At 47.7% G+C, this 22618-nt stretch carries 19 protein-coding genes; 15 read left to right on the top strand and 4 right to left on the bottom strand.

Annotation, left to right across the window (positions count from 1 at the left end):
• Positions 1 to 84 precede the first annotated feature (84 nt).
• The 4 genes from recQ to CEF13_RS21335 all read left to right on the top strand — a co-directional run bounded on the left by recQ (position 85) and on the right by CEF13_RS21335 (position 4659).
• Positions 85 to 2232, top strand: a complete 2148-nt coding sequence (gene recQ / locus CEF13_RS21350) for a DNA helicase RecQ (protein WP_166742742.1) — start codon at positions 85 to 87, stop codon at positions 2230 to 2232.
• Positions 2233 to 2446: 214 nt separating this feature from the next.
• Entirely contained in the window at positions 2447 to 2875 is a 429-nt protein-coding gene (locus CEF13_RS21345; protein WP_102713786.1) for a hypothetical protein, read from the top strand.
• 42 nt (positions 2876 to 2917) lie between these two features.
• Positions 2918 to 3874 carry a sugar kinase gene (locus CEF13_RS21340; protein WP_102713785.1) on the top strand — a complete coding sequence of 319 codons (957 nt, stop codon included), beginning with the start codon at positions 2918 to 2920 and terminating at the stop codon, positions 3872 to 3874.
• A gap of 2 nt (positions 3875 to 3876) precedes the next feature.
• The gene (locus CEF13_RS21335; RefSeq protein WP_102713783.1) at positions 3877 to 4659 is read left to right on the top strand and encodes a DeoR/GlpR family DNA-binding transcription regulator; all 783 of its coding nucleotides are present in this window, start codon (positions 3877 to 3879) and stop codon (positions 4657 to 4659) included.
• A 208-nt stretch (positions 4660 to 4867) separates the two neighbouring features.
• On the opposite strand, the gene nagA is transcribed toward CEF13_RS21335, so the two are convergent.
• Positions 4868 to 6052 carry an N-acetylglucosamine-6-phosphate deacetylase gene (gene nagA / locus CEF13_RS21330; RefSeq protein ID WP_102713781.1) on the bottom strand — a complete coding sequence of 395 codons (1185 nt, stop codon included), beginning with the start codon at positions 6050 to 6052 and terminating at the stop codon, positions 4868 to 4870.
• Positions 6053 to 6778: a glucosamine-6-phosphate deaminase gene (nagB, locus tag CEF13_RS21325; RefSeq protein WP_102713779.1), complete on the bottom strand. Its 726-nt coding sequence runs from the start codon at positions 6776 to 6778 to the stop codon at positions 6053 to 6055.
• Between the two features lie 255 nt (positions 6779 to 7033).
• Here nagB and CEF13_RS21320 point away from each other — a divergent pair, with 255 nt between their 5' ends.
• The 10 genes from CEF13_RS21320 (at position 7034) to CEF13_RS21275 (ending at position 18123) form a co-directional block, all read left to right on the top strand.
• Positions 7034 to 8572 carry a phytoene desaturase family protein gene (locus CEF13_RS21320; RefSeq protein WP_341806253.1) on the top strand — a complete coding sequence of 513 codons (1539 nt, stop codon included), beginning with the start codon at positions 7034 to 7036 and terminating at the stop codon, positions 8570 to 8572.
• Entirely contained in the window at positions 8569 to 10077 is a 1509-nt protein-coding gene (locus CEF13_RS21315) for a phytoene desaturase family protein (protein WP_102713775.1), read from the top strand. Before CEF13_RS21320 ends, CEF13_RS21315 begins: the two co-directional genes overlap by 4 nt.
• Positions 10062 to 10949 carry a phytoene/squalene synthase family protein gene (locus CEF13_RS21310; RefSeq protein WP_243864380.1) on the top strand — a complete coding sequence of 296 codons (888 nt, stop codon included), beginning with the start codon at positions 10062 to 10064 and terminating at the stop codon, positions 10947 to 10949. Before CEF13_RS21315 ends, CEF13_RS21310 begins: the two co-directional genes overlap by 16 nt.
• Complete coding sequence (locus CEF13_RS21305; RefSeq protein ID WP_102713773.1) at positions 10946 to 11701, top strand: carotenoid biosynthesis protein; 756 nt, start codon at positions 10946 to 10948, stop codon at positions 11699 to 11701. The genes CEF13_RS21310 and CEF13_RS21305 overlap by 4 nt, the downstream gene beginning before the upstream one ends.
• Positions 11670 to 12422: a lysophospholipid acyltransferase family protein gene (locus tag CEF13_RS21300; RefSeq protein WP_102713771.1), complete on the top strand. Its 753-nt coding sequence runs from the start codon at positions 11670 to 11672 to the stop codon at positions 12420 to 12422. The genes CEF13_RS21305 and CEF13_RS21300 overlap by 32 nt, the downstream gene beginning before the upstream one ends.
• Complete coding sequence (locus CEF13_RS21295) at positions 12398 to 13558, top strand: glycosyltransferase family 2 protein (RefSeq protein WP_102713769.1); 1161 nt, start codon at positions 12398 to 12400, stop codon at positions 13556 to 13558. The genes CEF13_RS21300 and CEF13_RS21295 overlap by 25 nt, the downstream gene beginning before the upstream one ends.
• Positions 13555 to 15048 (top strand): phytoene desaturase family protein, encoded by a 1494-nt coding sequence (locus CEF13_RS21290; RefSeq protein ID WP_102713767.1) that lies wholly within the window; start codon positions 13555 to 13557, stop codon positions 15046 to 15048. Before CEF13_RS21295 ends, CEF13_RS21290 begins: the two co-directional genes overlap by 4 nt.
• 72 nt (positions 15049 to 15120) lie before the next feature.
• Positions 15121 to 16176 (top strand): type 2 isopentenyl-diphosphate Delta-isomerase, encoded by a 1056-nt coding sequence (fni, locus tag CEF13_RS21285; RefSeq protein ID WP_102713765.1) that lies wholly within the window; start codon positions 15121 to 15123, stop codon positions 16174 to 16176.
• Between the two features lie 175 nt (positions 16177 to 16351).
• On the top strand, positions 16352 to 17101 hold the full coding sequence (locus CEF13_RS21280) for a class I SAM-dependent methyltransferase (protein ID WP_208414390.1): 750 nt from the start codon (positions 16352 to 16354) through the stop codon (positions 17099 to 17101).
• Positions 17101 to 18123: an MBL fold metallo-hydrolase gene (locus CEF13_RS21275; RefSeq protein ID WP_102713761.1), complete on the top strand. Its 1023-nt coding sequence runs from the start codon at positions 17101 to 17103 to the stop codon at positions 18121 to 18123. The genes CEF13_RS21280 and CEF13_RS21275 overlap by 1 nt, the downstream gene beginning before the upstream one ends.
• Here CEF13_RS21275 and CEF13_RS21270 read toward each other — a convergent pair.
• Together CEF13_RS21270 and CEF13_RS21265 are read right to left on the bottom strand one after the other, a co-directional pair.
• Positions 18120 to 19733 carry a response regulator gene (locus CEF13_RS21270; RefSeq protein ID WP_102713759.1) on the bottom strand — a complete coding sequence of 538 codons (1614 nt, stop codon included), beginning with the start codon at positions 19731 to 19733 and terminating at the stop codon, positions 18120 to 18122. The two genes, CEF13_RS21275 and CEF13_RS21270, sit on opposite strands and share 4 nt — an antisense overlap.
• Positions 19734 to 19751: 18 nt before the next feature.
• Positions 19752 to 21494, bottom strand: coding sequence for a sensor histidine kinase (locus CEF13_RS21265; protein ID WP_166742741.1), 1743 nt, complete (start codon positions 21492 to 21494; stop codon positions 19752 to 19754).
• Positions 21495 to 21762: 268 nt separating this feature from the next.
• On the opposite strand from CEF13_RS21265, the gene CEF13_RS21260 reads away from it, so the two are divergent.
• Entirely contained in the window at positions 21763 to 22617 is an 855-nt protein-coding gene (locus CEF13_RS21260; protein ID WP_102716487.1) for an ABC transporter permease, read from the top strand.
• Position 22618: the final 1 nt, after the last annotated feature.

Here is a 22618-nt window from a genome sequence, read left to right as displayed (position 1 = left end):
GAGAAGCTTTTGGGAGGACCCTGACAGAAAACTGCCAGGGTTTTCTCTGTTTATTTACTTAAATTAAAGGTTTAGGAGGGATGCATGTTGATCGAACAGGCAAGAGGAGCATTGAAACGAGTGTACGGTTATGACTCCTTTCGCAAAGGACAAGAGGATATTATCTCGGGCATAATGAATGGACGAGATACGCTTGCTATTCTGCCAACAGGCGGAGGAAAGTCCATTTGCTATCAAATTCCTGCGATGCTGCTGCCGGGTACATCGCTTGTCATCTCACCGCTTATTTCGCTTATGAAGGACCAAGTGGATGCGCTTCGTCGTGTCGGCGTGTCTGCTGCCTATTTGAATAGCTCGCTAGGAGCAGCGGAATATCGCGAGGTTATGCGCAGTGCTATGCAGGGAGAGTACAAACTGCTTTATGTTGCTCCAGAGAGGCTCGATGCGCCAATGTTTCAATCCTTATCGGAGCAGCTTGCTATTCCGCTTATTGCTATTGATGAAGCACATTGCGTATCCCAGTGGGGACATGATTTCCGTCCAAGCTACAGGCAGCTTGCTGGCTGGATAGCCCGAATGACCAATCGGCCGCTCGTTGCAGCCTTTACGGCTACTGCTACCAATGAGGTAGCGATAGATATTTCAGAAATGCTGAGGCTCCGAGATCCCAGCGTATTCGTAACCGGCTTTGCTAGGCCGAATCTATCACTATCTGTTGTTACGGGCGCAGATAAGAAGAAGTTTCTTGAGCGCTTTATTTCCGAGCGCAAGGATCAGTCGGGTATTATTTATGCCGCTACGCGGAAAGAAGTCGAGAACGTATACGAATTACTTACGCGAAGAGGAATTCAAGCGGGCAAATACCACGGCGGTTTATCAGATGCCGAGCGTGCTCAGACACAAGAAAAATTCCGTTTCGATGACATTCGTGTCATGGTAGCGACAAACGCATTTGGTATGGGAATTGATAAGCCCAATGTGCGCTATGTGCTTCACTGGCAAATGACAAGCGATATTGAATCGTATTATCAAGAGGCTGGACGCGCAGGACGTGACGGCGAGGAAAGTGAATGCATCCTTCTCTTCGAGCCGGCAGATATGCAGGTACAGCGCTTCTTGATCGAGCAGGGCACAGGGGATACCGATCGCAAATCGATTCAGCTCTCCAAGCTGCATACGATGATGAATTACAGCCGGACACAGCGCTGCTTGCAGCAGTTTATAGTAGATTATTTCGGAGAAACCGGAGTAGAAGCTTGCGGCAAATGCAGCAGCTGCTTGGATAAGAGTGAGCCGGTAAATCGTACAGATGAAGCGAAAATGGCGCTTTCCTGCGTAGGCCGAATGAAAGGACGCTTTGGTGTTACAATGGTTGCCAAGGTGCTGAAGGGTTCACGCGATAAGCGATTGCTTGAATTTGGTCTTGACCGCTTATCTACTTACGGACTTATGCGCCATCTGCCCGAGAAGGAAATAGCAGACTGGCTTTACTGGCTAGTATCGGAGGGCTATTTGAAGCTAAGCGAAGGCCAGTATCCGGTTGTTTCGTTAACGGCGAATGCGCTTCCCGTGTTAGAGGGCCGCGAATTGATTATGCAGCGTGTAAGGGCAACCGTTAAGCAAACAGCTAACTTGGATACGGGAGCTGCTTCACCTTTGTTCGAAGCGCTTAAACAATGGCGCAAAGAGAAAGCGGCTGCGGAAGGCGTACCGCCGTTCATGCTGTTTTTCGATGCAACGCTTCGCGAGATTGCGAATGCGCAGCCTCGTTCGGTGGAGCAGCTGCTGAGTGTGAAGGGAATTGGTGCGGCAAAGGCGGACAAATATGGGGAAGGACTGCTTGAGCTCATTCATTCCTTCGGAGGGGAATCAACTGCCTCTCATGACGTCGAAGCTAAACCTATTATCTCCAATAAACGAGCATCTACCGAGGAGACTCCAAGCCATCTGCTGACACTTGAGTTATTTCAAGCTGGACAGGAAACCGACAACATCGCTAAGGCTAGAGGGATGAGCAAGGTAACGATAGAAGGCCATTTGATTCGCTGCGGAGATGAAGGACATGAGCTCGATTGGAGCCGGATCATTCCTGCCGAGTATGAGCAGCAAATTGCTGAAGCGATTCATGAGATTGGAATAGAAAAGCTTCGTCCGATAAAGGATGCATTGCCTGAGGAGATTAGCTATTTCGCTATTCATGGCGTTATATCTAAATATAGACTTAAAGGTTAGATATTGTTGTTTCTACTGGAAACAGGATTGATATCCACTAAGGTGTGAAAATTTCGGGAACAATCTGGAGACGTCTTTAGAAATAGCTTCATTACGGCTGTGTATAGAGCGTAATCGTTTGAAAAATATCTTGTTTCTGATAAACTATTAATAATGCGTTTTTATGGAAACAATGAGTTTTAAAAAGACGCTCACGAAAACAGGAGGAATTGAAATGTATAATGTAATGATTTTTTTGCATGTACTTGGTGCGGTCGGAATGGGATTCTATATTGTGCTTCCATTCATGATTGGGAGAGCAACCAAGCTTGCTGGAGTTGGACAAGGCGGCCTTGCGGACGGCTTGCTGTCTGCTAATCGCATTGCGCAGTATTTTCTAGTTTTGCAGCTGTTAACAGGTGGATATTTGGTGTCGCAAAAGGACTATACCGTTGCATGGATGATTATAATTGTTGTGTTGTTCCTAGCAATTGCCGCAATCGGCGGTATCGTATCAAAGCCGCTTAAGCTTGTTGTTTCTTCTATCGGAGAGGGTAAAAGCGCAACCTCGCACATTAATAAAGCACGTGTTCTAAGCCTTATTATATTGGTGATTTATATCGTTATTATTTATACGATGAAATTTCCTATGTTTAAAGTGTAATTCTAAATATCGATTTCTATAATGCTTTAGGGGGAATATTACGTGTCTGAATCATCACCGCAAATTGTAACGTTTGGCGAATCAATGGCTTTATTTATGCCTCAAGAGCAGAAGTCGATTGAGCGCGCTGCAACGCTTGAGCAGAGCTTCGGCGGAGCGGAAAGCAATGTCGCAATTGGACTTGCACGTTTAGGTGTATCAGTAGGCTGGTTCGGAGCGCTTGGTGAAGATCCCTTTGGCAAAATAATAATGAAGACGCTGCGCGGCGAAGGTGTAGATGTTTCCCGCGCACAACTTCATTCGGATGCGCCGACAGGCATGATGTTCCGTGAGCATGTGGCAGGCAGATTGGCTGTACATTATTTTAGAAAGCATTCTGCAGCTAGTCGAATGATACCAGATCAGCTTGATGAGGATTATATAAGGAATTCCAAGCTGCTTCATGTAACCGGTATCACGGCTGCGCTTAGCGAGGATTGCCGCAGAACGCTGCGCCGTGCTATCGACATCGCCAAGGACGCTGGCGTCCTTGTCAGCTTCGATCCGAATTTACGGCTTAAGCTATGGTCGATTGAAGAAGCAAGAGAAACGCTGCTTCCGTTTGCAGCCGATGCGGACTACTTTTTACCGGGCTGGGACGAGCTTAAGCTATTGTATAATACTGATGATTATGAAGCTATTATTGGTCAATTAAATGAGTTGAAAGCAATCAGTATCATTAAGGGCAGAGGCGACACAACTGTCGTTCTGGACAACGGCAAAGAAGATAGCTTGCCATTCTATCCTGCGGAGCAGGTAGTAGACACAGTCGGAGCTGGAGACGGCTTCTGCGCGGGCTTCCTAGCAGGGATCATGAAAGGCATGTCACCTATTGAGGCTGTACGCTTAGCAAGCATTAATGGATCGCTGGTTGTGCAAATGCGCGGCGATTGGGAAGCTTTGCCGGAGTGGAACATTGTGCAGCAGCGTTTATCATCTCAAGCATGGGTGGAGCGTTAACAATGGCTGATGGAAATGGATCAAAGGGACAGCGCCGCCGTGAGGCCGTGCTGCAGCTGCTCAAGCAGCAGGGACGCATTACGATACCGGAGATGGTGGATAGGTTCGGCTGCTCAGAAGCGACAGCTCGGCGGGATCTGGAACAGATGGAAGCAGAACATCCCGTCATTCGAACGATTGGCGGAGCGATGTATGACGGCATGGGGACGGTGCGCGAGCTTCCTTTCGCAGAGAAGGAAGGACTGTCGATTCTGGAGAAGGAGCGAATTGCTGAGCTTGCTGTCTCTTTGATTCATGAGGGTGATGTCATTGGGCTATCGGGAGGCACAACCAATTTTTTAATAGCCAAGATTTTAAAGACGCGCAAAAGCATTACGGTCGTTACAAATGCTGTGAACATTGCAATGGAACTGGCGGGAAGCCCGATTCAAGTCGTTGTTACCGGCGGCATCATGCGGCATAACAGCTTTGAATTATGCGGACCTCTTGGCGAGGGGATGGTCGCCCATCTGAATATTGGGAAAATGTTCATCGGTGTGGACGGTATATCTGCTGCTGGCGGCATAACGACCTATTCGGAGCAGGAAGCGCAAATTGCTAAAGCACTCATCAAACGTTCACAAGCTGCTTATGCCGTGTTTGATCATACCAAAATGGACCGCACATCGCTCTTTTCCATTGCGGCACTTGATGAGCTTCGTGGTGTGATTACGGATGCTTCGCTAACGGAAGAGCTGTCCGCTCAAGTCGAGCAGCTTGGCATTTCCGTACACGTAACAGGGTAGATCATCGTGTGACGAGCTGTAGTGATTGGCAACCTGCTTTGATTATGGTTTGTACACTGTTGAGAAAGATTAGCCAGGTGGGATTTGATCTGAGAATTCCGGGCCTGATTCAGACAAAATCAAATTTCGAAGCAAATAGAAGAGGCTGTTTCCAAAGATCAATGATCGATGGGAACAGCCTCTTCTATATTGAGCAGAACTTAATGTATTAAGCTTCGTAAACAGAGCGTCCTTGAACCCAAGTTTGTTGGACATTCATCTGCACATCGGTTAGCACTAGATCTGCTTGCTTGCCTGTTTCAATGGAGCCCGTACGGTCATTAATGCCAAGCTGCTTTGCTGCGTTGGAGCTGGCTAGACGACTAACCTCGCTGATCGTCAGATTCGTATGCTTCAGTATGAAGCGAACCGCACCAATCATCGTTAAACAGCTGCCAGCCAGAGCATTGCCTTCACTTAAGGTAGCTACTCCGTCTTTCATATTGACGGCTAAGCCGCCAAGACTGTATTGTCCGTTCGGCATCCCGGCTGCGGCCATGGCATCCGTAATGAGAATGACATGGTCGGTTGACTTAGCGGCGAGCAATAAACGGATTGCAGCGGGGTGAACATGAATGCCGTCTGCGATTATTTCTGCATATATCCGCTCATCGGTAAGCACGGCGCCTAATGTGCCCGGCTCACGATGATGCAAGCCCCGCATAGCGTTATACGTGTGAACAGCTTGGGACAGACCGGCATCTGCAGCAGCGATAACTTCATCGTAGACTGCATCGGTATGGCCGCAAGCGGTAACGATTCCCTGCTCTTTCAGCCATGAGATTGTCTCTAGCGCACCATTCTTCTCAGGAGCAAGGGTGAGCTGACGAATAAGCTCAGGCCACTTGGAATGCCACTGCTTCATCCATTCAAGCTGCGGATCCTTAATATAGGCAGGGTTCTGAGCACCTGGCCATTTCTCGCTTATAAAGGGTCCTTCGAGATGGACGCCGTATAATGCAGCAAACGGCATTTCTATTTTTTGATAATCCGCTACAGCCTGCAGCACAGCTTCAATCGCTTCCTTCGACGCAGTCATCGTTGTAGCAAGCATGCCGGTCGTTCCGTGCGAAGCATGGAATTTAGTAATCGTGTCAAAGCTTTCATGGGTTGCATCCATAAAGTCAGCGCTGAACCCGCCGTGCACATGAACATCGATGAATCCGGGGAGCAGCCATCCTCCCTTGCCGTCTATGGCATTAAACGATTGGAAATCCTCGGCTGCTTCCTCGCTGTCTTGCGAAATAATGCGTTTGATCAAGCCATCCTGAACAATAACACTTCCTGTAACGACTCGATCTTCCAATACGATATTCACATTATGAATGAGCCAGTTAGCAGTGCTTATAGTCATTTAACTTAACATCCTTCCTGCTTCGCGATCTAGCAGTACGATTACATGTGCATGTGTTTGCAGCAATGAAGCTGGAACGTTCGTTGTAATCGGCCCGGTCAATGCTTCTTTTACAATTTCTGCTTTATCAGCTCCGCGTACAACTAGAACGATTGTTTTCGCCTTCAATATGGAGCCTACGCCCATTGTGATGGCATATTGAGGAACCTCTTCCATTGAGGCGAAGAAACGAGCATTTGCTTTCATCGTTTCTTCCTTCAGCTTAACCGCATGAGTGCCTCCGGATAGGTTTTCGTCAGGCTCGTTAAAGCCAATATGTCCGTTATGTCCTAAGCCTAGAAGCTGAATATCAACAGGCTGATCGCCGAGCATCGTTTCATAACGAGTACATTCGGCCTCTATATCCTCGGCCATCCCGTTGGGTAAGTGAGTCTGCTCCGAAGGGATATCGATATGTGAGAATAAATGCTCATTCATATAGTAGGCATAGCTTTGTTCATTCTCAGGCTTTAGTCCAACATACTCGTCCAAATTGAACGTTGTTACCTCGCTAAAGCTTATTTTATTCTGTATGGTTGTCTCTACTATTTTGTCATAAATACCGACAGGTGTCGAACCCGTTGCGAGTCCAAGAACAGCGTTTGGCTTCTGCTTTACTGTATTTATAAATAGATCGGCAGCGTATGCGTCTAATTCCTTTTGCGTATCAAAAATAATGATTTCCATCAGTGTGCCTCCTACAATCGTTTTGATGCTTCTAGTTTATATGAACTTCAATGGATTAACAATATGAATTGATTATTTTTTTCAAATAAATGATCAAAATAATCATTTTTGAATGGACAACTTCTTGTTCCATCGTTAATAGGATAAAGGATAGAAAACTAATTTAAGCCAGATTTTCTTTCATTTACAGGCTGGAAATAGCTATGTATAATGTGTGTATAGGATTTGTACAAGAAAAGAGGTGGAGATTTGAGCGTGAGAAAACGTGTAATCGTCATCGGAGCCGGACCAGGCGGCCTAGCCGCTGCTATGCTCTTATGTGCACAAGGCTATGAGGTCATTATTTTTGAAAAACAACCATTCGTAGGCGGACGAACCTCTGCCCTTAAGCTTGGAGCCTATTCGTTTGATCGTGGACCAACCTTTCTAATGATGCCGCACTTGCTGGAACAGTTATTTCATACGGCTGGCCGCAGCCTTCATGATTATATGAAGCTCGTCGAAGTGAACCCGCTTTATCGACTGCAATTTGGAAATGCAAGACTGGAGCCGTCTAGGGATAGGGTGGATACAGCAGCTCAAATTGAGCAGCTCTTCCCTGGCGAATCCAAGGGTTATCTGGACTTTCTGCGTGATGAGGAAGACAAGTTTGATCGCGTCATGCCACTGCTGCAAAGGCCATTTGCCAAGCTGACAGATTATATTCGAACGGACGCGCTGCGTGCGCTGCCCAAGCTGCATTTGCACGAGCATGTTTATGGCCGTCTATCGCGTTATTTTAAGGATGAGAGACTTCGTTATTCATTCGCTTTCCAATCGAAATATTTAGGTATGTCGCCATGGAATTGCCCGGGCACTTTTACTATTCTTTCTTATATTGAGCATGCATATGGATTATGGCATCCGATTGGCGGTGTCAATCGAGTTTGCGAGGCGATGGCCGAAGTCATTCAAGAGTATGGCGGACATATTCGGCTAGAGACAGGAGTAAAGCAGGTACTGACGAAGAAGAACCGGGCTGTAGGCGTCCTGCTTGAGAATGGACAAACACTGGAAGCTGACCATATGGTGATCAATGCAGATTTCGGTACAGCGATTACAAGGCTGTTTCAACCAGAGCAGCTGCGCAAATGGAAGCCGGAACGACTTCAGAAGCTGAAATGGTCGATTTCCACTTATATGCTCTATCTGGGTATCAACCGCAAAATCGATATGCCTCATCATACCGTCCTGTTCGCGGATGATTATAGCCGTAATTTAAAAGATATGGCGGAAGGAAGGTTGAGTGAAGATGCTTCCATTTATGTACATAACCCTAGCGTGATTGATCCAACTTTAGCTCCGCCGGGGAAATCTGCTCTATACATACTTGTACCTGTTCCAAATCTAGACGGAGAAACGGACTGGAGCTCTGCGGATACATTAGCTGGCATCAGAGTTCAAGTGCTCTCGCGGCTGGAGCGGGAGCCGGAGTTAAGCGGTTTGTCGGAATGGATTGAAGAGGAAACGGTTATAACACCGCATGAATGGCAAAATTCGATGTTTGTTTATAAAGGCGCTGCTTTTAATATGGCGCACTCGATTGATCAAATGATGATGCTTCGTCCTCATAATAAGTTCGAGGATGTTGACGGCTGTTACTTGGTTGGCGGAGGCACGCATCCAGGCAGCGGATTGCCGACCATATTTGAATCGGCACGCATTAGCGTTAAGCTGCTGCTGGAGCAGGATGGACGCACAATGCCGATGGGCAAGCCGCTCAGCGTGGATAAGCACAAGGAGGTAACGGTATGAAAGCAGCGATTATAGGAGGCGGCCTTGGCGGAATGGTCAGCGCTTTATTGCTCGCAAGAGCGGGCGCTGAGGTCACGATCTATGAGCGGAAGGAGCAGCTTGGTGGAAGGCTCGCTTTCGAGAAAGGGGATCGTTATCGAATCGACCGTGGTCCCACGATCGTTCTGCTTCCTGAAATGCTTCGTTCCATTGCCCGGGAAGCCGGAATACCAGATGACGAATATGAGCTGCTGCGTTGCGATCCTATGTATCGATTTCATTATCCAGACGGCAGAGTGCTGACGAAATGGACAGATACGGATCGAATGGCTGAAGAACTCGATACGATATCGGCATCCGAAAGCAGAGCCTTTCGCCGGTATATGCGCGATATGGAGCCGGTATTTCAGCAGGGCAAAGCGGCCTTTCTGGAGCGGCCTTTTCTTCAGCTTCGTTCCTTTTTCTCCTGGCACAATATGAAGCTGCTTGCTAAGCTGCGTGTTTATATGAATATGAGACAAATGGCAGAAAGCTATTTCGGGGATAAACGAGTGATTGATGCCTTTTCACTGCAATCCCTTTATATTGGCGGCTTGCCATTAGGCTCACCTTCCTTGTATACGTTTATCCCTTATGCGGAGCATGCGTTCGGGATTTGGTATTTAAAAGGCGGTTATGCAAGCTTCGTAAATATACTGGAGCGGGCGCTCGTTCGTGAGAATGTAACGGTATGCAAGGGGGAGCATGGCGCAGTCAGACAAATCACAACAGAAAATGGCGCTGTGACAGGTCTTTTGCTGGAGGATGGTACGCGCCACAACTGCGAAACAGTCATTTATAACGGTGATTTCCCTTTTCTATCGTCCATGCTGCATGGCATAACGGAGCCGGTAAAGAAGCGTCAATTCAAGCCTTCCTCCGGCTGCATCCTTGTTTATGTAGGCGTAAACAAAAGATGGGAAGCGGGAGCAGAACGCACAACGCATCAGTTTATGCTGCCGGATTCCTTCACGGACAGCCTGAGGACTATTGCGGCGAGTGGGAATTTTCCGAATAAAGAGGAGCCATTGCCTGCTTATTATATTTTTAATCCGTGTGAAATGGATGAGGCTGCAGCGCCTCCCGGCGAAACCGTTCTCTATTTCCTTATACCTGCTCCCATTCCGGTTGTGCCATATTCTACTTTTGACTGGAGCAAGGTTGGGAACGAATTAGCAGAGCGTGTGCTTGCGGATGCGGAGGCACGATTGTTTCCTGGTTTAACCGAATCGATTGAATGGAAAAAAATAAGAACACCGCAGGATGGGGCAAATGAAGGGTGGTTCATGGGAGGCAGCTTCGGTATAGCCCCTACATGGAGCCAGTCGGGCGCATTTCGCCCTCAATTCGCTCCGTATAAGGTTAAAGGCTTGTACAGTGTTGGCGCCTCTATTCATCCGGGTGGAGGAGTGCCGATTGTGATGCAGGGCGCAAAGATGCTAGCCAATCATGTGATAGAGGAGTGGGCGACTTGGAAAGCCATTTGAATTTAACGCTTAAAGCTTGTGAGAGCATGATTCGCGAGGGCTCGACTACATTTTATAAAGCATTTGGATTTTTGCAAAGTCCGCGCAGGGAAGCTGTATACGTCATCTACGCCTTTTGCCGAATGATTGACGATGCAGTTGACGAGCCTGATCGTTCGCCGTATACGCTTGATGAGCTGGAGGAACGCTTTACGAATCTTGAAACGGCAAAGGGCCACTTTATATGGCCGGCGCTGCGTTGGCTGTTTGATTTATTTCCACTTTCGAAAGTACCCTTTTTCCGGCAAATAGAGGGACAGCGCTTGGATCATTATTTGACGCATTATGACACCATGGAGCAGCTTGAAGCTTACAGCTATTTAGTCGCGGGCACCGTCGGTGAAATGCTGCTGCCAGTGCTTCATGACGCTCCTAATGAGAGTGTTACGGCGTCGGGCATTTGGATTGGCAAGGCGATGCAAATCGTCAATATCGTTCGCGATGTGGGAGAGGACCAGACCAAAGGAAGACGATATATTCCGAGGGTGCTGCTTGAGGAGCACGGATATACCGAGGAGATGTGGAGGAACGGTATTGTTAACGATCAGTGGAGGGCAGTTATCAACCAGCTGACGGCTCTTTCACAGGAATGGTTTGCAAAAGGACTCATTGATGTAGACAGTTACCCGCGCATGAGCAGCTTTTGTGTAGAGCTTTCCGCGCGCATGTATGCGGCTATATTGGATGACGTAGCTGCGCATGACTACGATGTGTACAGTCGCAGAGCCTATGTTTCGCCTTTAACGAAGCTAACCATTATCAATCAACTGACGCTAAGGCATGGAATAAGCACTCTAATGATGAAATCGATGAAGAGCAGTGCGGTTTCATGAAGCTTATCCGTTACATTTTTTGGAGCTGGATGACTATTGGCTTGCTGCTGATGCTGTTCTACAAGGTACCTGAGCCGCTTGGATTCAGCAATGGATTATTTCTCGTTTTTTTTGCGTTTTATGCTGTTTCATTGGAGCAAAAATCATTAGGCGGCTTTCATTATAGGGTCATGCTTCGAGCGCTGTTCGTTGGTGCATTCACCTTTATGCTTGAATGGGTAGGCACAGAGACAGGCTGGCCGTTCGGACGCTATGAATACAGCGAAACGCTGCGTTTCTGGAGCGGAGGAGTACCCGCTGCTATTGGATTTGCCTGGATTGGCGTAATGTCGAGCGCTATATTATTATGTACAAATAAAAGCTATATGGGAAGAGCGCTTCAGGCTGGTCTCTATGCGGTTGCTTTTGATTTGGTATTGGACCCGGTCGCCTTTGCACAGCAGTTTTGGACATGGAGTGGCGATGCTGCAATAGCTGCTTACTATGGCGTGCCGCTTCAAAACTTTGCCGCATGGTTCCTTACGGCCGCCATGCTATCGTTTCTATATCCACTTAAGGCTGAGCACAGACAGGTGAAGGGTTCCGTTTACCGTGAAGGGATCAGGCTGTATCAAGGCATGCATGCCATGTTCGGGCTGTTGGCTTGCAAATCCGGGCTTTGGGGTCCTTTCTTAATGGCGGTTATCGTCATTGTCGTCCTCGAAGGAGGCATACTCTATTATGATAGAAGCAAGCAAAAGCAGATGGTTTGATCGGCTTTTTCTGAAATATAATGAGTCGTATTTGCTGCGCAAGCATTTCCACAACGTTGGTCTGCATGGCGAATTGGATCCCTATCCAGATCGGAGTGTATTGTATATTATGAATCACAGCTCTTGGTGGGATGGTTTAATTCTCTACCAAGCGTTCCGTACTCGTTCCGAAGGCGACCATTATGTGATGATGGATGAGGAGCAGATGCAGCACTTTCGTTTTTTTCGGAAGCTGGGCGTTTTTTCGATCCAAAAAAAATCGCCGCAAAGCATGATTTCTTCGCTTCGCTACACCGTCTCGCTGCTTAATGCCGGCAAGCGTGTTTGGATTTTTCCACAGGGGGATATTCAGCATTTGGAGCAGCGTCCACTCCAGCTAAAGGATGGAGCTGCCCATGTGCTGAAGCAATGTCCACAGACGGTCGTTGTCCCGATAACGGCCTATTATTCGTTATTTCACCATCAGAAGGCGGAGGCAACACTGCTTGCAGGACTTCCAATAGCCATTGAATGGGATAAGCTGGACAAGAAAGCGATAACGAGCAAATTAGAGGCTGTACTGGAACGGCAATTGGATGAGCATCGCTTCCGCAGCATGAGCGGAGATCCCTCCTTAGACCGAGACTTCACCATGCTTGTTAGAAAAGGGGGCTCCACAAGTGAAGCCTTTACTGCATTCAAGAGGAGGCTGGGCAAATGGAAATCATTCTTTGGACGGTAGCAGTGCTGCTGCTCGCACAGCTGCTGTTCGCAGTATGGAATGTCCGCCAGCTTCCGCTGTTTGAGCAGCTTGGTCAAGCGGAAGCCCCTCTTAAACCGATATCAAAGCTTGCGGCAGAAGAAAATGTTCGGTTATCCATCCTTATTCCTGCTCGCAATGAGGAGCGGCATATGGCTCATTGCTTGTATGCGATCCAGCAGTGCTTGAGTGACGAGCATGAAGTGGAGATTGTTGTTCTCGATGACCGCTCGGAGGATGATACCGCACGTATAATAGAAGAGTTTGTTAAGCAAGACAAGCGATTCCGATTCATTAGCGGGCAAGAGCTGCCAATCGGCTGGATAGGCAAGGCTTATGCATGCCATCAGCTGTCAGTGGCTGCCAAGGGAGCTTGGTTTCTGTTTATTGACGCGGATGCCCGCATGCAGCCGGGTGCAATCGAGACCGTGCTTCGAGCGACTGCTGTTAGGCAAACGGGGCTTCTAACAGGCTTTCCATATCAGCAGACGAAAAGCTGGCTGGAGCGGCTTGTCGTTCCGATGATGGGCTTCACTATTGCTTGTCATTTGCCAATCAAGCTGGTATCGAATAGCACCGATCCACGATTCTCGGCAGCGCATGGCGCATGGATTGTCGTAAACCGGGAGACGTATGAAGCAGCTGGCGGTCATGCCGCTAATTTTGCTCATTTGGTAGACGATCTTGCGCTAATTCAGGCTGTGAAGCGAATCGGCCATCACGTTGTTTTGGCTGATGTCCGCAATCAGGTTTCTATGCGAATGTATCAGAACGCTTCAGAAGTATGGAACGGCTATAAAAAAAATATATTCGCAGGTGTGGGCCGAAGCGGTCTTCTGCTGTTTATGGTGTTGTTTGTGTATAGTGTGCTATACGTCCTGCCCTTTGCTGCATTGATAGCTGTTCCGTGGAATCCAGCTCTATTGGCGTCTGCACTTACGGGGTATTTGCTTGGCACAGCAGTTAAAGCTGTATCCGATCGAGCAGGCGGTCAGTCGGTTTGGCTGGCGCCCCTCATTCCATTCAGCATAGGCGCCGTTATTGCGATCGGAACAGCCTCCTGGCTGTCAGCCAAAGCAGGAAAGGGTTATGTATGGAAAGGAAGGTCGTATGAATGAGCACTATGTCTAATAAGACGGTCATTATTATAGGAGCGGGACTTGGGGGATTATCAGCAGCTATTCGGCTTGCACACGCTGGTTTTCGGGTACGCGTGCTGGAGCAGCAGGCGACAGTTGGTGGAAAGCTGCAGCGGATAACGGAAAAAGGCTATCGTTTCGACCGTGGGCCCAGCACAATTACATTGCCTCACTTATTTGAGAATGTGTTTACGGCGGCAGATAGGCATATGGAGGACTATGTGAAGCTTGAACGGCTGCAGCAGGCTACACGAAACGTATTCCCGGGCGGAGAGACCGTTGATTTAACAGATTCGATCGAGACAACCGCAACTCAGATCGCATGCTACAGCAAAGAGGATGCTGCGGCATACCCTGCTTTCTGCAAAGAAGCTGCAAGGCTATATCGGCTTGCGGATGAACGTTTCCTAGGCAAACTGATGCTGGGTCTGAAGGATAAGCTGGATCCCCGGCTGGCTGCCGGCTTTCTTCAGGTAAAGCCGTTAACCACGCTTCATACGCTGCTTCGACGCTATTTCCGCCATCCCAATACCTTGTCCATGCTGGGAAGATATGCGACCTATGTCGGAGCATCTCCTTACGCTTCCCCTGCCATATTCGCCATGCTGGCGCATGTAGAAAGCGAGCTTGGCATCTATCGTGTGCAGGGAGGAACTTATGCGATTGCAGAAGCCTTCGCCAAGCTGGCTGAGGAACTGGGCGTTACGATTGAGACAAATGCAAGCGTCCAGAAAATTATCGTAAAAAACGGCGCCGCTCGCGGCGTTGAGACGGATCAAGGCTATTACGAGGCGGATATCGTTCTCGCTAATGGCGATGCTTTATCGATTTATAGCAGATTGATTGCACCCGAACACCGACCGTCCCTTCCAAATAAAAAAATTGATCGTTATGAGCCTTCACTTTCAGGCTTTGTCCAGCTAGTAGGCATTCGCCGTACCTATGAGCAGCTGCTTCATCATACCGTCTACTATCCCGAGTGCTATAAGGATGAATTTAAAAGTATTTTTACAGCGCGCAAGCCCCCGGAAGATCCAACTATCTATATTTGCAACAATTCCGCATCCGATCGTGAAGCTGCGCCAGCAGGGGCCAGCAGTTTATTTGTGCTAGTGAATGCGCCCTATGTTTCAAATGCATGGAGTTGGGAGCATGAAACAGAAAAATATGCTATGCTTGTACGTAGCCATCTGGCCGATCACGGCATACTGGGACTGGAGCAAGCGGAAGTTACGCTTACCTATACACCGGAGCAGCTTGAACGTGATACGTCGGCTTATCGAGGCGCGATATACGGTATTTCTTCGAATGGCGCTCGGCAAACCTTCTTTCGGCCGGGCAATTGCGCCAAGGATATTAAAGGCCTTTGGTTTACGGGAGGAACGACGCATCCTGGCGGCGGAACGCCGATTGTTACGCTTTGCGGTCAGCTTGTCGCCGAGGAGCTTATTAAACAATACAAGATTTAATAAATAGAGAAGCCATATTTGAGCTGCATGTTGGAAATGGGTGACAGCTTTTTAAGCTTGGGAGGATTTAAGATGAAAGAAGATCAACTGGCAGCTACTGCAAGGCGCAAAGGAGAGCATATTCGGATTTGCTTACAGGAGCAAGTCAATAGCGTAGGTGTCGAAACAGGTTTAGAGCGTTATCGCTTCAAGCATAATGCATTGCCGGAGCTGTCCTTCCATGAGGTGAAGCTGGATAGCGAATTTTTTGGGCGGCAGCTTGGGACTCCGCTTCTTGTGAGCTCTATGACAGGCGGAACGGATGAAGCAGGTGCGATCAACCGCCGCTTAGCTGCTGTCGCTGAAGCACGCGGCTGGGCAATTGGTCTTGGATCTATGCGCGCCGCTATCGAGAATGAGGAGCTTGCAGCTTCCTTCTCGATTCGCAAGGATGCGCCTAGCGTCCCCGTCATTGCAAATATTGGGGCTGTTCAGTTCAATTATGGATTTGGGGTAGATGCGTGCCGCAGAGCTGTCGAAATTGCCGAAGCAGATGCGCTTGTTCTACATTTAAACAGCATGCAAGAAGTATTTCAGCCTGAGGGTGATACAGATTTCCGCAGGCTGCTGCCTGCAATTGAGCAAGTTTGTAAATCTCTTTCCGTTCCCGTAGGAGTGAAGGAGGTTGGCTGGGGAATCGATGCAGACACGGCCGCCGTGCTGAGCAGCGTCGGAGTAGCTTTTATTGATGCTGCAGGCGCTGGCGGCACTTCATGGAGTCAAGTGGAAAAATTCCGGTCAAATGACTCGCTGCGCAGACAGGCTGCCGAAGCCTTTGCCGATTGGGGAATCCCAACAGCCGAGAGCATTGTGGAAATTCGGGAACGTCTTCCGGATGCGTATGTCATTGCTAGCGGAGGGCTGCGCAGCGGCGTGGATGCGGCCAAATCTTTGGCGTTAGGGGCAAATATGGCAGGCTTTGGCCGGGTACTCCTTCCGCAAGCTGCTAATGGCAATAGCGATCTCTCGCTGGAGCAGCTGTTTAAGCAATTCGAGCGTATTGAATTCGAGCTGCGGACAGCGATGTTTGGCATAGGTGTGGGGTCGGTATCCGAGCTTCGTCAGACGAAGCGGCTTATACGAAACTAAATGAAGTCGAAACGAAAGAATGGCTGGGATTTCTGCTCGATAGGGCAGATGTTCCTGCCTTTTTGTTTAATGGGCAGATCATGAATAATTTTTGCCGACTTTACATAATTCAAGTACAATGAAATACACCTTATTATGACATAACGCATCACTTTAAACGAAGGAGTACATGAGAATGAAGCCTTGGTATGAACAGAGTTTTGGTTCGGATTACATGCTCGTATATAAGCATCGGGACTGGGTGAATGCGAATAAAGAGGTGCAAAAAATGGTCCGTTGGCTGGAGCTTCCGCAGCATGCGAAAGTGCTTGATATTGGCTGCGGCATGGGAAGACATGCGCTGGCGTTGACGGACTTTGGTTATGAGGTAACGGGGATCGATTTGTCGGATATTTTGCTGCAGGAAGCAATTAGTCACGATGAAGAAGGAGCTGTTGAATGGGTGCAAGGTGATATGCGTGAGCTGCCTTTCGAGGAAGGCAGCTTCGATGCCACCTTTAATTTATTCACTTCCTTTGGTTATTTTTCATTAGAAGAGGATAATGTTAAGGTGCTTCGGCAGATTCGAAAGGTGCTGCGATTGGACGGTTCATTTTTGATAGATTTCTTAAATCCGCAATACACGATACAGCATTTAGTTCCTTATTCGGAAAGGCGGGATGAGGAGACTGGAATTCTGATCGAGGAGGTCCGTTCTATCCGAGAGGGATGGGTACAGAAGGAGATTACTTTAACGAGCCCTAATCCTCACGATAAGCCGCGGCAGTATCTGGAGCGAGTTAGGCTTTATAATAAAGAGTGGTTCCAGCTGCATCTTGCGGAATGTGGACTTGCTATAGAGCAATTATATGGTAATTATGATAGTTCGAGCTATGATGAACGGCATTCACCGCGTTTGATTATGGCAGGAAGGGCGATTGAATAATGGCAGAGCAGCAGAAGCAGGAATATACAAGCATATCGGATCAAACGGTCTTATGGCCTGAGGGCTGGATTCAAGTAAAGGTACCAGTACCTTTCTCCTTGAGATGGGTGAATAGCTATCTTGTACCCGAGCAGGAGGGGTATACGCTTATTGACCCTGGTTTAGGAACAGAAGAGGCCATTGCGGTATGGGATGCGGCATTGCAGAAGCATCATATCCAATGGACGGATATTACGCGAATCTTATTAACGCATCAGCATCCAGACCACTATGGACTTGCTGGCTACGTCCAGGAAAGAAGCAGGGCGCCGGTATTCATCTCACGTGCTTCACATGCCTATACCGTCAGGCTATGGGGAGAAAACAGCGAATTCGCTGATCAATTGTTATCCTTATATGCAGAGCACGGCATGCCTGGTGAACAGAGAGAAGCGATAGCGCATAATCTAGGTTCCTTTAAAGCTATGGTGTCGCCTCAGCCCAAGGTAACTTATATGGAAGCTGGCAGCCGAATTTCCTTGGGAGGGAAGAGCTGGCTGTTGATTGATGCTCCCGGACACGCGAACGGACAGCTATGCTTCTATGAGCAGGAAAACGGCTGGATGATATGCGGCGATCAAGTACTGCCTCATATCACACCGAATGTGAGTATCATTCCGGGTGAAGACGGCGACCCGCTTGCAGCCTTTCTGCACAGCTTGGAGGAGCTGAAGCAATATGAAGTGAAGCTCGCTTTCCCCGGGCATCGTGATCCATTCAGTGAGTTCACGATCCGAATAGCAGAGATTCAGCAGCACCATGAGCGCAGACTGAACCGAATGACTGCTTGGCTAAAGGAAGAGCCCCGCACCGCGTATGCCATGTGCGAGACTCTATTCGGGAGCAGGCTGAGCGGCAATGCCCATAATTTACGTTTTGCCATGTCGGAAACGCTAGCTCATCTTTATTATTTGGAGCTCCGAGGTCGAATTGCATCCAACGTTCATAATGGCGTTTATGTGTATGCTGCGGTCACGAGCTAGCTGTCTCGAAATTCCTGAGGCGTAATACCGTAGCGCTCTTTGAATACTTTGATGAAATAGGAAGTTTTCAAGTAGCCGACTTTGGCTGCTATTTCATATATTTTATCCGCTGTCGTGCGAAGCATATGTGCGGCTGTCTCCATCTTCAGGCGCGATAAATAATCACTAATGCCTTCGCCGGTCTCGAGCTTGTATATTTTGGACAGATAAGATGGATTCAGGAAAACGTGGGAGGCGATAGTTTGCAGCGATGCCTCCTCCAAATGACTAGCCGCATATTCCTGCACCTTCTGTACTGTGCTTAATCTAGAGTGCTGAACCTTGCTGCTTAGATGGCTTTTGTATGTTTGCAGAATGTCCATGGTCCATGTCCGAAGCTGTGCGATAGTATGGAAGTTAGGGCCGCTGAGCAGTTGATTAAATTCATGGCCCATAATGTCTGACATCCATAGCTTATTCTTGTGTATAGAGAAGCTGAGGGAGCTTACGATCATGAAATAAGTTTCCAAAATATGCTCATGCGATTCTCCCCAGTTCTGCTCCAGCTCATCGAACGCGAGATCCAGCTTCGTCTCGATTGCTTCCCATTGTCCTGCCTCAAGCAAATGAATGAGCAGCGGCGGATTATACAATTGCGACAAGGAATTGGCTTCACCAGGCTGAGCTTCCTCGGTCAGGCAGAGCAGAAAGCCTCGATCGCTGCCGATTCGCTGTCTGAAGCTGATTAAGCTCAGCTCATAGGCTTCACGCATCTTCTGAGGGAATGCCGCCTGCTTCGTCAGCACGAGCGATACGGTCCCTTTCAAATAAAGCTTTACATAGTGCTGAAGCTGGGCGGCTTTCTGCTCAACCTGCGAGGACAAAGCATTCTGTTCCAGTTGGCTGCCATTCTTGCCCATAATAATAAACACGAAATAATCATGCTCATCCTTCACATGCCACAGATCGTATTCCTCAGCAAATAATTCCTCCGCAATATTGCATACCGCGTATTGGAGCAAGGAGCTGTCCCGCTCGCTTTGCTCATAGAAGTAATCCTCCATACGCAGCAGCATCATACAGTAAGGAGCATTCGGCACTAGAGAAAGGTCCAACATATCGAGCTTTTCCTTCAGCCCCTCGGGACTGAACGATTGTCCTTGAAGCAAGGAAAGAAGCAGATGGTTGCGCAGTATAGGCAAATTATCCTTCAATGAAGCTAACGTACTTTGATACGAGGTTACCTCTGACCAGCGCTCATCGAGTTCAGTGACGGCTTTTTTTACTGCTTGAAGGAGCTCCTCGTCTTCGATCGGCTTCAGCAAATAATCGGTCGCTTGATGCTGAAGCGCTCTTTTGGCATATTCGAAATCATTGTAGCCTGATAATAAAATACATTTCACATTTTTCCATGTACTGCGGATCTGCTCGATAAGATCTAGCCCGGACAAGCCCGGCATATGGATGTCCGTTAGCAGTATATCGATAGGAGTAGCGTTCATAATCTCAAGAGCCTCTTGTCCGGATTGAGCTTGATATACAGTGTCGATTCCGATGGAGCTCCAAGGCAAATTATGGGCTAAGTCCTCTACTAGATCAGGCTGATCGTCGACAATTAATAGTTGGTACATGTTGTAACAGCTCCTATTTCAATGATTTGCATTAGCGAAATGATTATGGGGCCAGGTTAAATGTACAGATACGCCGCCTTCCGTACGAATGCGGAAGCTGATGGAGGCTTCGGGTCCGAATTGAAGAATCATCCGCTGCCGAATATTCCAAAGCGCGGTACCGCTGTTTTCATCAGGCGGATTCATAATTTTCTTCTCAAGCAAATGAAGGTCCGACTCTGACATTCCCATCCCGTTGTCTTGCACGATCAACGTATAATAGCGGTCATTGCTTTCGCCCATAATGGTAATGAGTCCATCACCGTCAAAGCGCTCAATGCCGTGAAGCACCGCATTCTCGACAACGGGCTGCAGCAGCAGGCGCGGAATTTCAAGGGACAGCATGGAATCAGGCACATTAATTTCATAGGAAAGATGTTGAATATGAAATTGTTGGATTTCTAAATAGCTTTCAAGGAGCTGAAGCTCCTCCTGAACAGTTGCTGTCAGCTTCTCCACCCTTGTCGTATACCGATAATAGGTGGATAAATGCATGGCGAGCCGCATGACGGAATCTTTCTTGTCCAGCCGTGCAAGGCTCCGGATCAACGCGAAACAATTATACAAGAAATGCGGATTGATTTGGGATTGCAGCTGCTTGACATTTGCCTCCCGCCGCCTGATTTCCTCTACATATACCTTCTGAATGAGCTGCTCCGTATTGGCGGTCATCTCATTAAAGCGTTGAAATAAATAAGTGAACTCATTTTTGGGATTAACCGTGATCCGCGTCGCATAATTGCCTTCTTGCAGCCGCTTAACACTGCGGATGAGCAGGGCGATAGGACGCTGAACGTTTCGGTACAGCAAATATCCAGCGAGCAGACTCATGATGAGCAGCAGTCCGACCGAGCCGTAAAATAAATTTTGGCTTTTGACAATTGGTTTCAAAATATCGGCAATCGGCACGTAGTCAATCAAATACCAATCCAGTGTTTTGACATGAGCCGAGGTAACAAGAAAATCATTGCCGTTAATCGAAATAATTTGATTGGAGGCATCCTGAACGGTCGCTTGCTGGATCAAGGTCTTGATGCTGTCAGTCATTTCTTTATCGGCTGACCGGTTCTTAATCATGCGCCCATCCGAATGCACGAGAAAGGGATCGCCTTTGCCAGCTAATTTGAATGTGTCCAGATCTTTGATCAAATGCTCCTCTGGAAAGGAAATTTCTACGATAATCCCAGCCTTGTCGATATCGTTGATCTTGCTTTGGGGTTTAACGATATGGCGTACGAATCGGTTTTGCTTCATGTTCTGAATGGTCATCTCCTCGTATTTCCAGGAGGGTGTTAATATTTTTTTGATTGAATCCAGATCATACGAGAGATATGTATTAGTTGAAACGAGCTGCTTGCTAGCCGGTGCTGTAATACTGTATTGCGTATCCCACCGCTGAGCAACATTGAGCAGTCGAAGCCGTTCAAGAATGCGCAGCTTCTCATCATTTCGTTGGTAGGCGCTCTCAATAAAATGTAAATTTTGCAGCTGCTGAATATGAATATCCTCACTAAGCAGGAAGCCCAGCGTAGATAGAGTTGTTACGCTCTTATCGATTTCATTCGCAAGAAAAGTAATATCCTTTTGCTTAAGCGACTTCATCTCTTCCTTGATTACATCGATGCTTGTCCGAATTGAGAGCGTATACAAAATAATGATCGGAATGAGTAAAAGGACGATTATGGTAATCATTTTGGTAAACGTGTTTTCGCGTAAACGCATGCTGGAATCCTCTCTTTTTGTGAGAATGGTCATACATAAGTCTATAAAATGGCATGCTTCCAAAGATCGTGGTCTATAGAACAGGAGATACTGCTGATAAAATTAATCATACAGGAGAGCTGATAAAACTTAAATCTAATTTTGTTTGGAAAGGGGCAGAACAGTGGAAAGTGCGCTGAACAAACCGCTGCAGCAAGGAACAAAACAAACACGAAAAAAGGAAAAAAGAGCGAGGGAACTATTTAGTCGCACTTGGCCCTTGCATCTCATGCTGCTTCCCGCAGCAATAGTTACCTTAATATTCGCTTACGTGCCAATGAGCGGGCTTATAATGGCTTTTCAGGATTTTAAGCCTTATGACGGCATGTTCCATTCAAAGCTTGTTGGGCTGAAGCACTTTCAATTCATGTTTGATTATCCAGACAGCAAGCAGGTAATCTGGAACACATTAATCATTTCAGGCTTGAAAATCGTTTTTGGCTTAGTCGTACCTTTTTCGTTCGCCATTCTGCTTAATGAGGTTCGCAAAATATTTTTCAAACGAGTCGTACAAACGCTCGTCTATTTGCCGCACTTTATTTCATGGGTTATTTTGGGGGCAATTCTGACGGACATGCTTGGCAGCAAAGGTATCGTTAACCAGCTGCTGAACAGCCTGGGCATTCAGTCCGTGTTTTGGCTTGGCGAGGGCAATTGGTTCCGCTTCACCGTTGTCGTCAGCGACATTTGGCAAAACTTTGGCTTTAACACCATCGTTTTTCTGGCCGCCTTGTCTGGTGTAAATCCTTCCCTTTACGAAGCAGCCGAAGTAGACGGAGCTACCCGCTGGAAGCAGACGCTGCATATTACGATTCCCTCAATGATCCCTATCGCAGTCGTTGTAGGCACGCTGTCACTTGGCAATATATTGAACGGTGGCTTCGATCAAATCTTTAACCTCTATAATGCGCTTGTGTACGATAAAGGCGATATTATTGACACGTTTGTATATCGGACAGCTATTCTGAACGGGCAATTCAGCTTCGGTACAGCGGTCGGACTGTTCAAATCCTTAATCGGATTGGTTATGATCGTGTTCTCTTACCGAATGGCTTACAAATACGCGGGATATCGAATTTTTTAAG

Source organism: Paenibacillus castaneae (assembly GCF_002884445.1).
GTDB classification, from domain to species: domain Bacteria; phylum Bacillota; class Bacilli; order Paenibacillales; family Paenibacillaceae; genus Pristimantibacillus; species Pristimantibacillus castaneae.
This window is presented reverse-complemented; position numbering and strand designations above follow the sequence as displayed.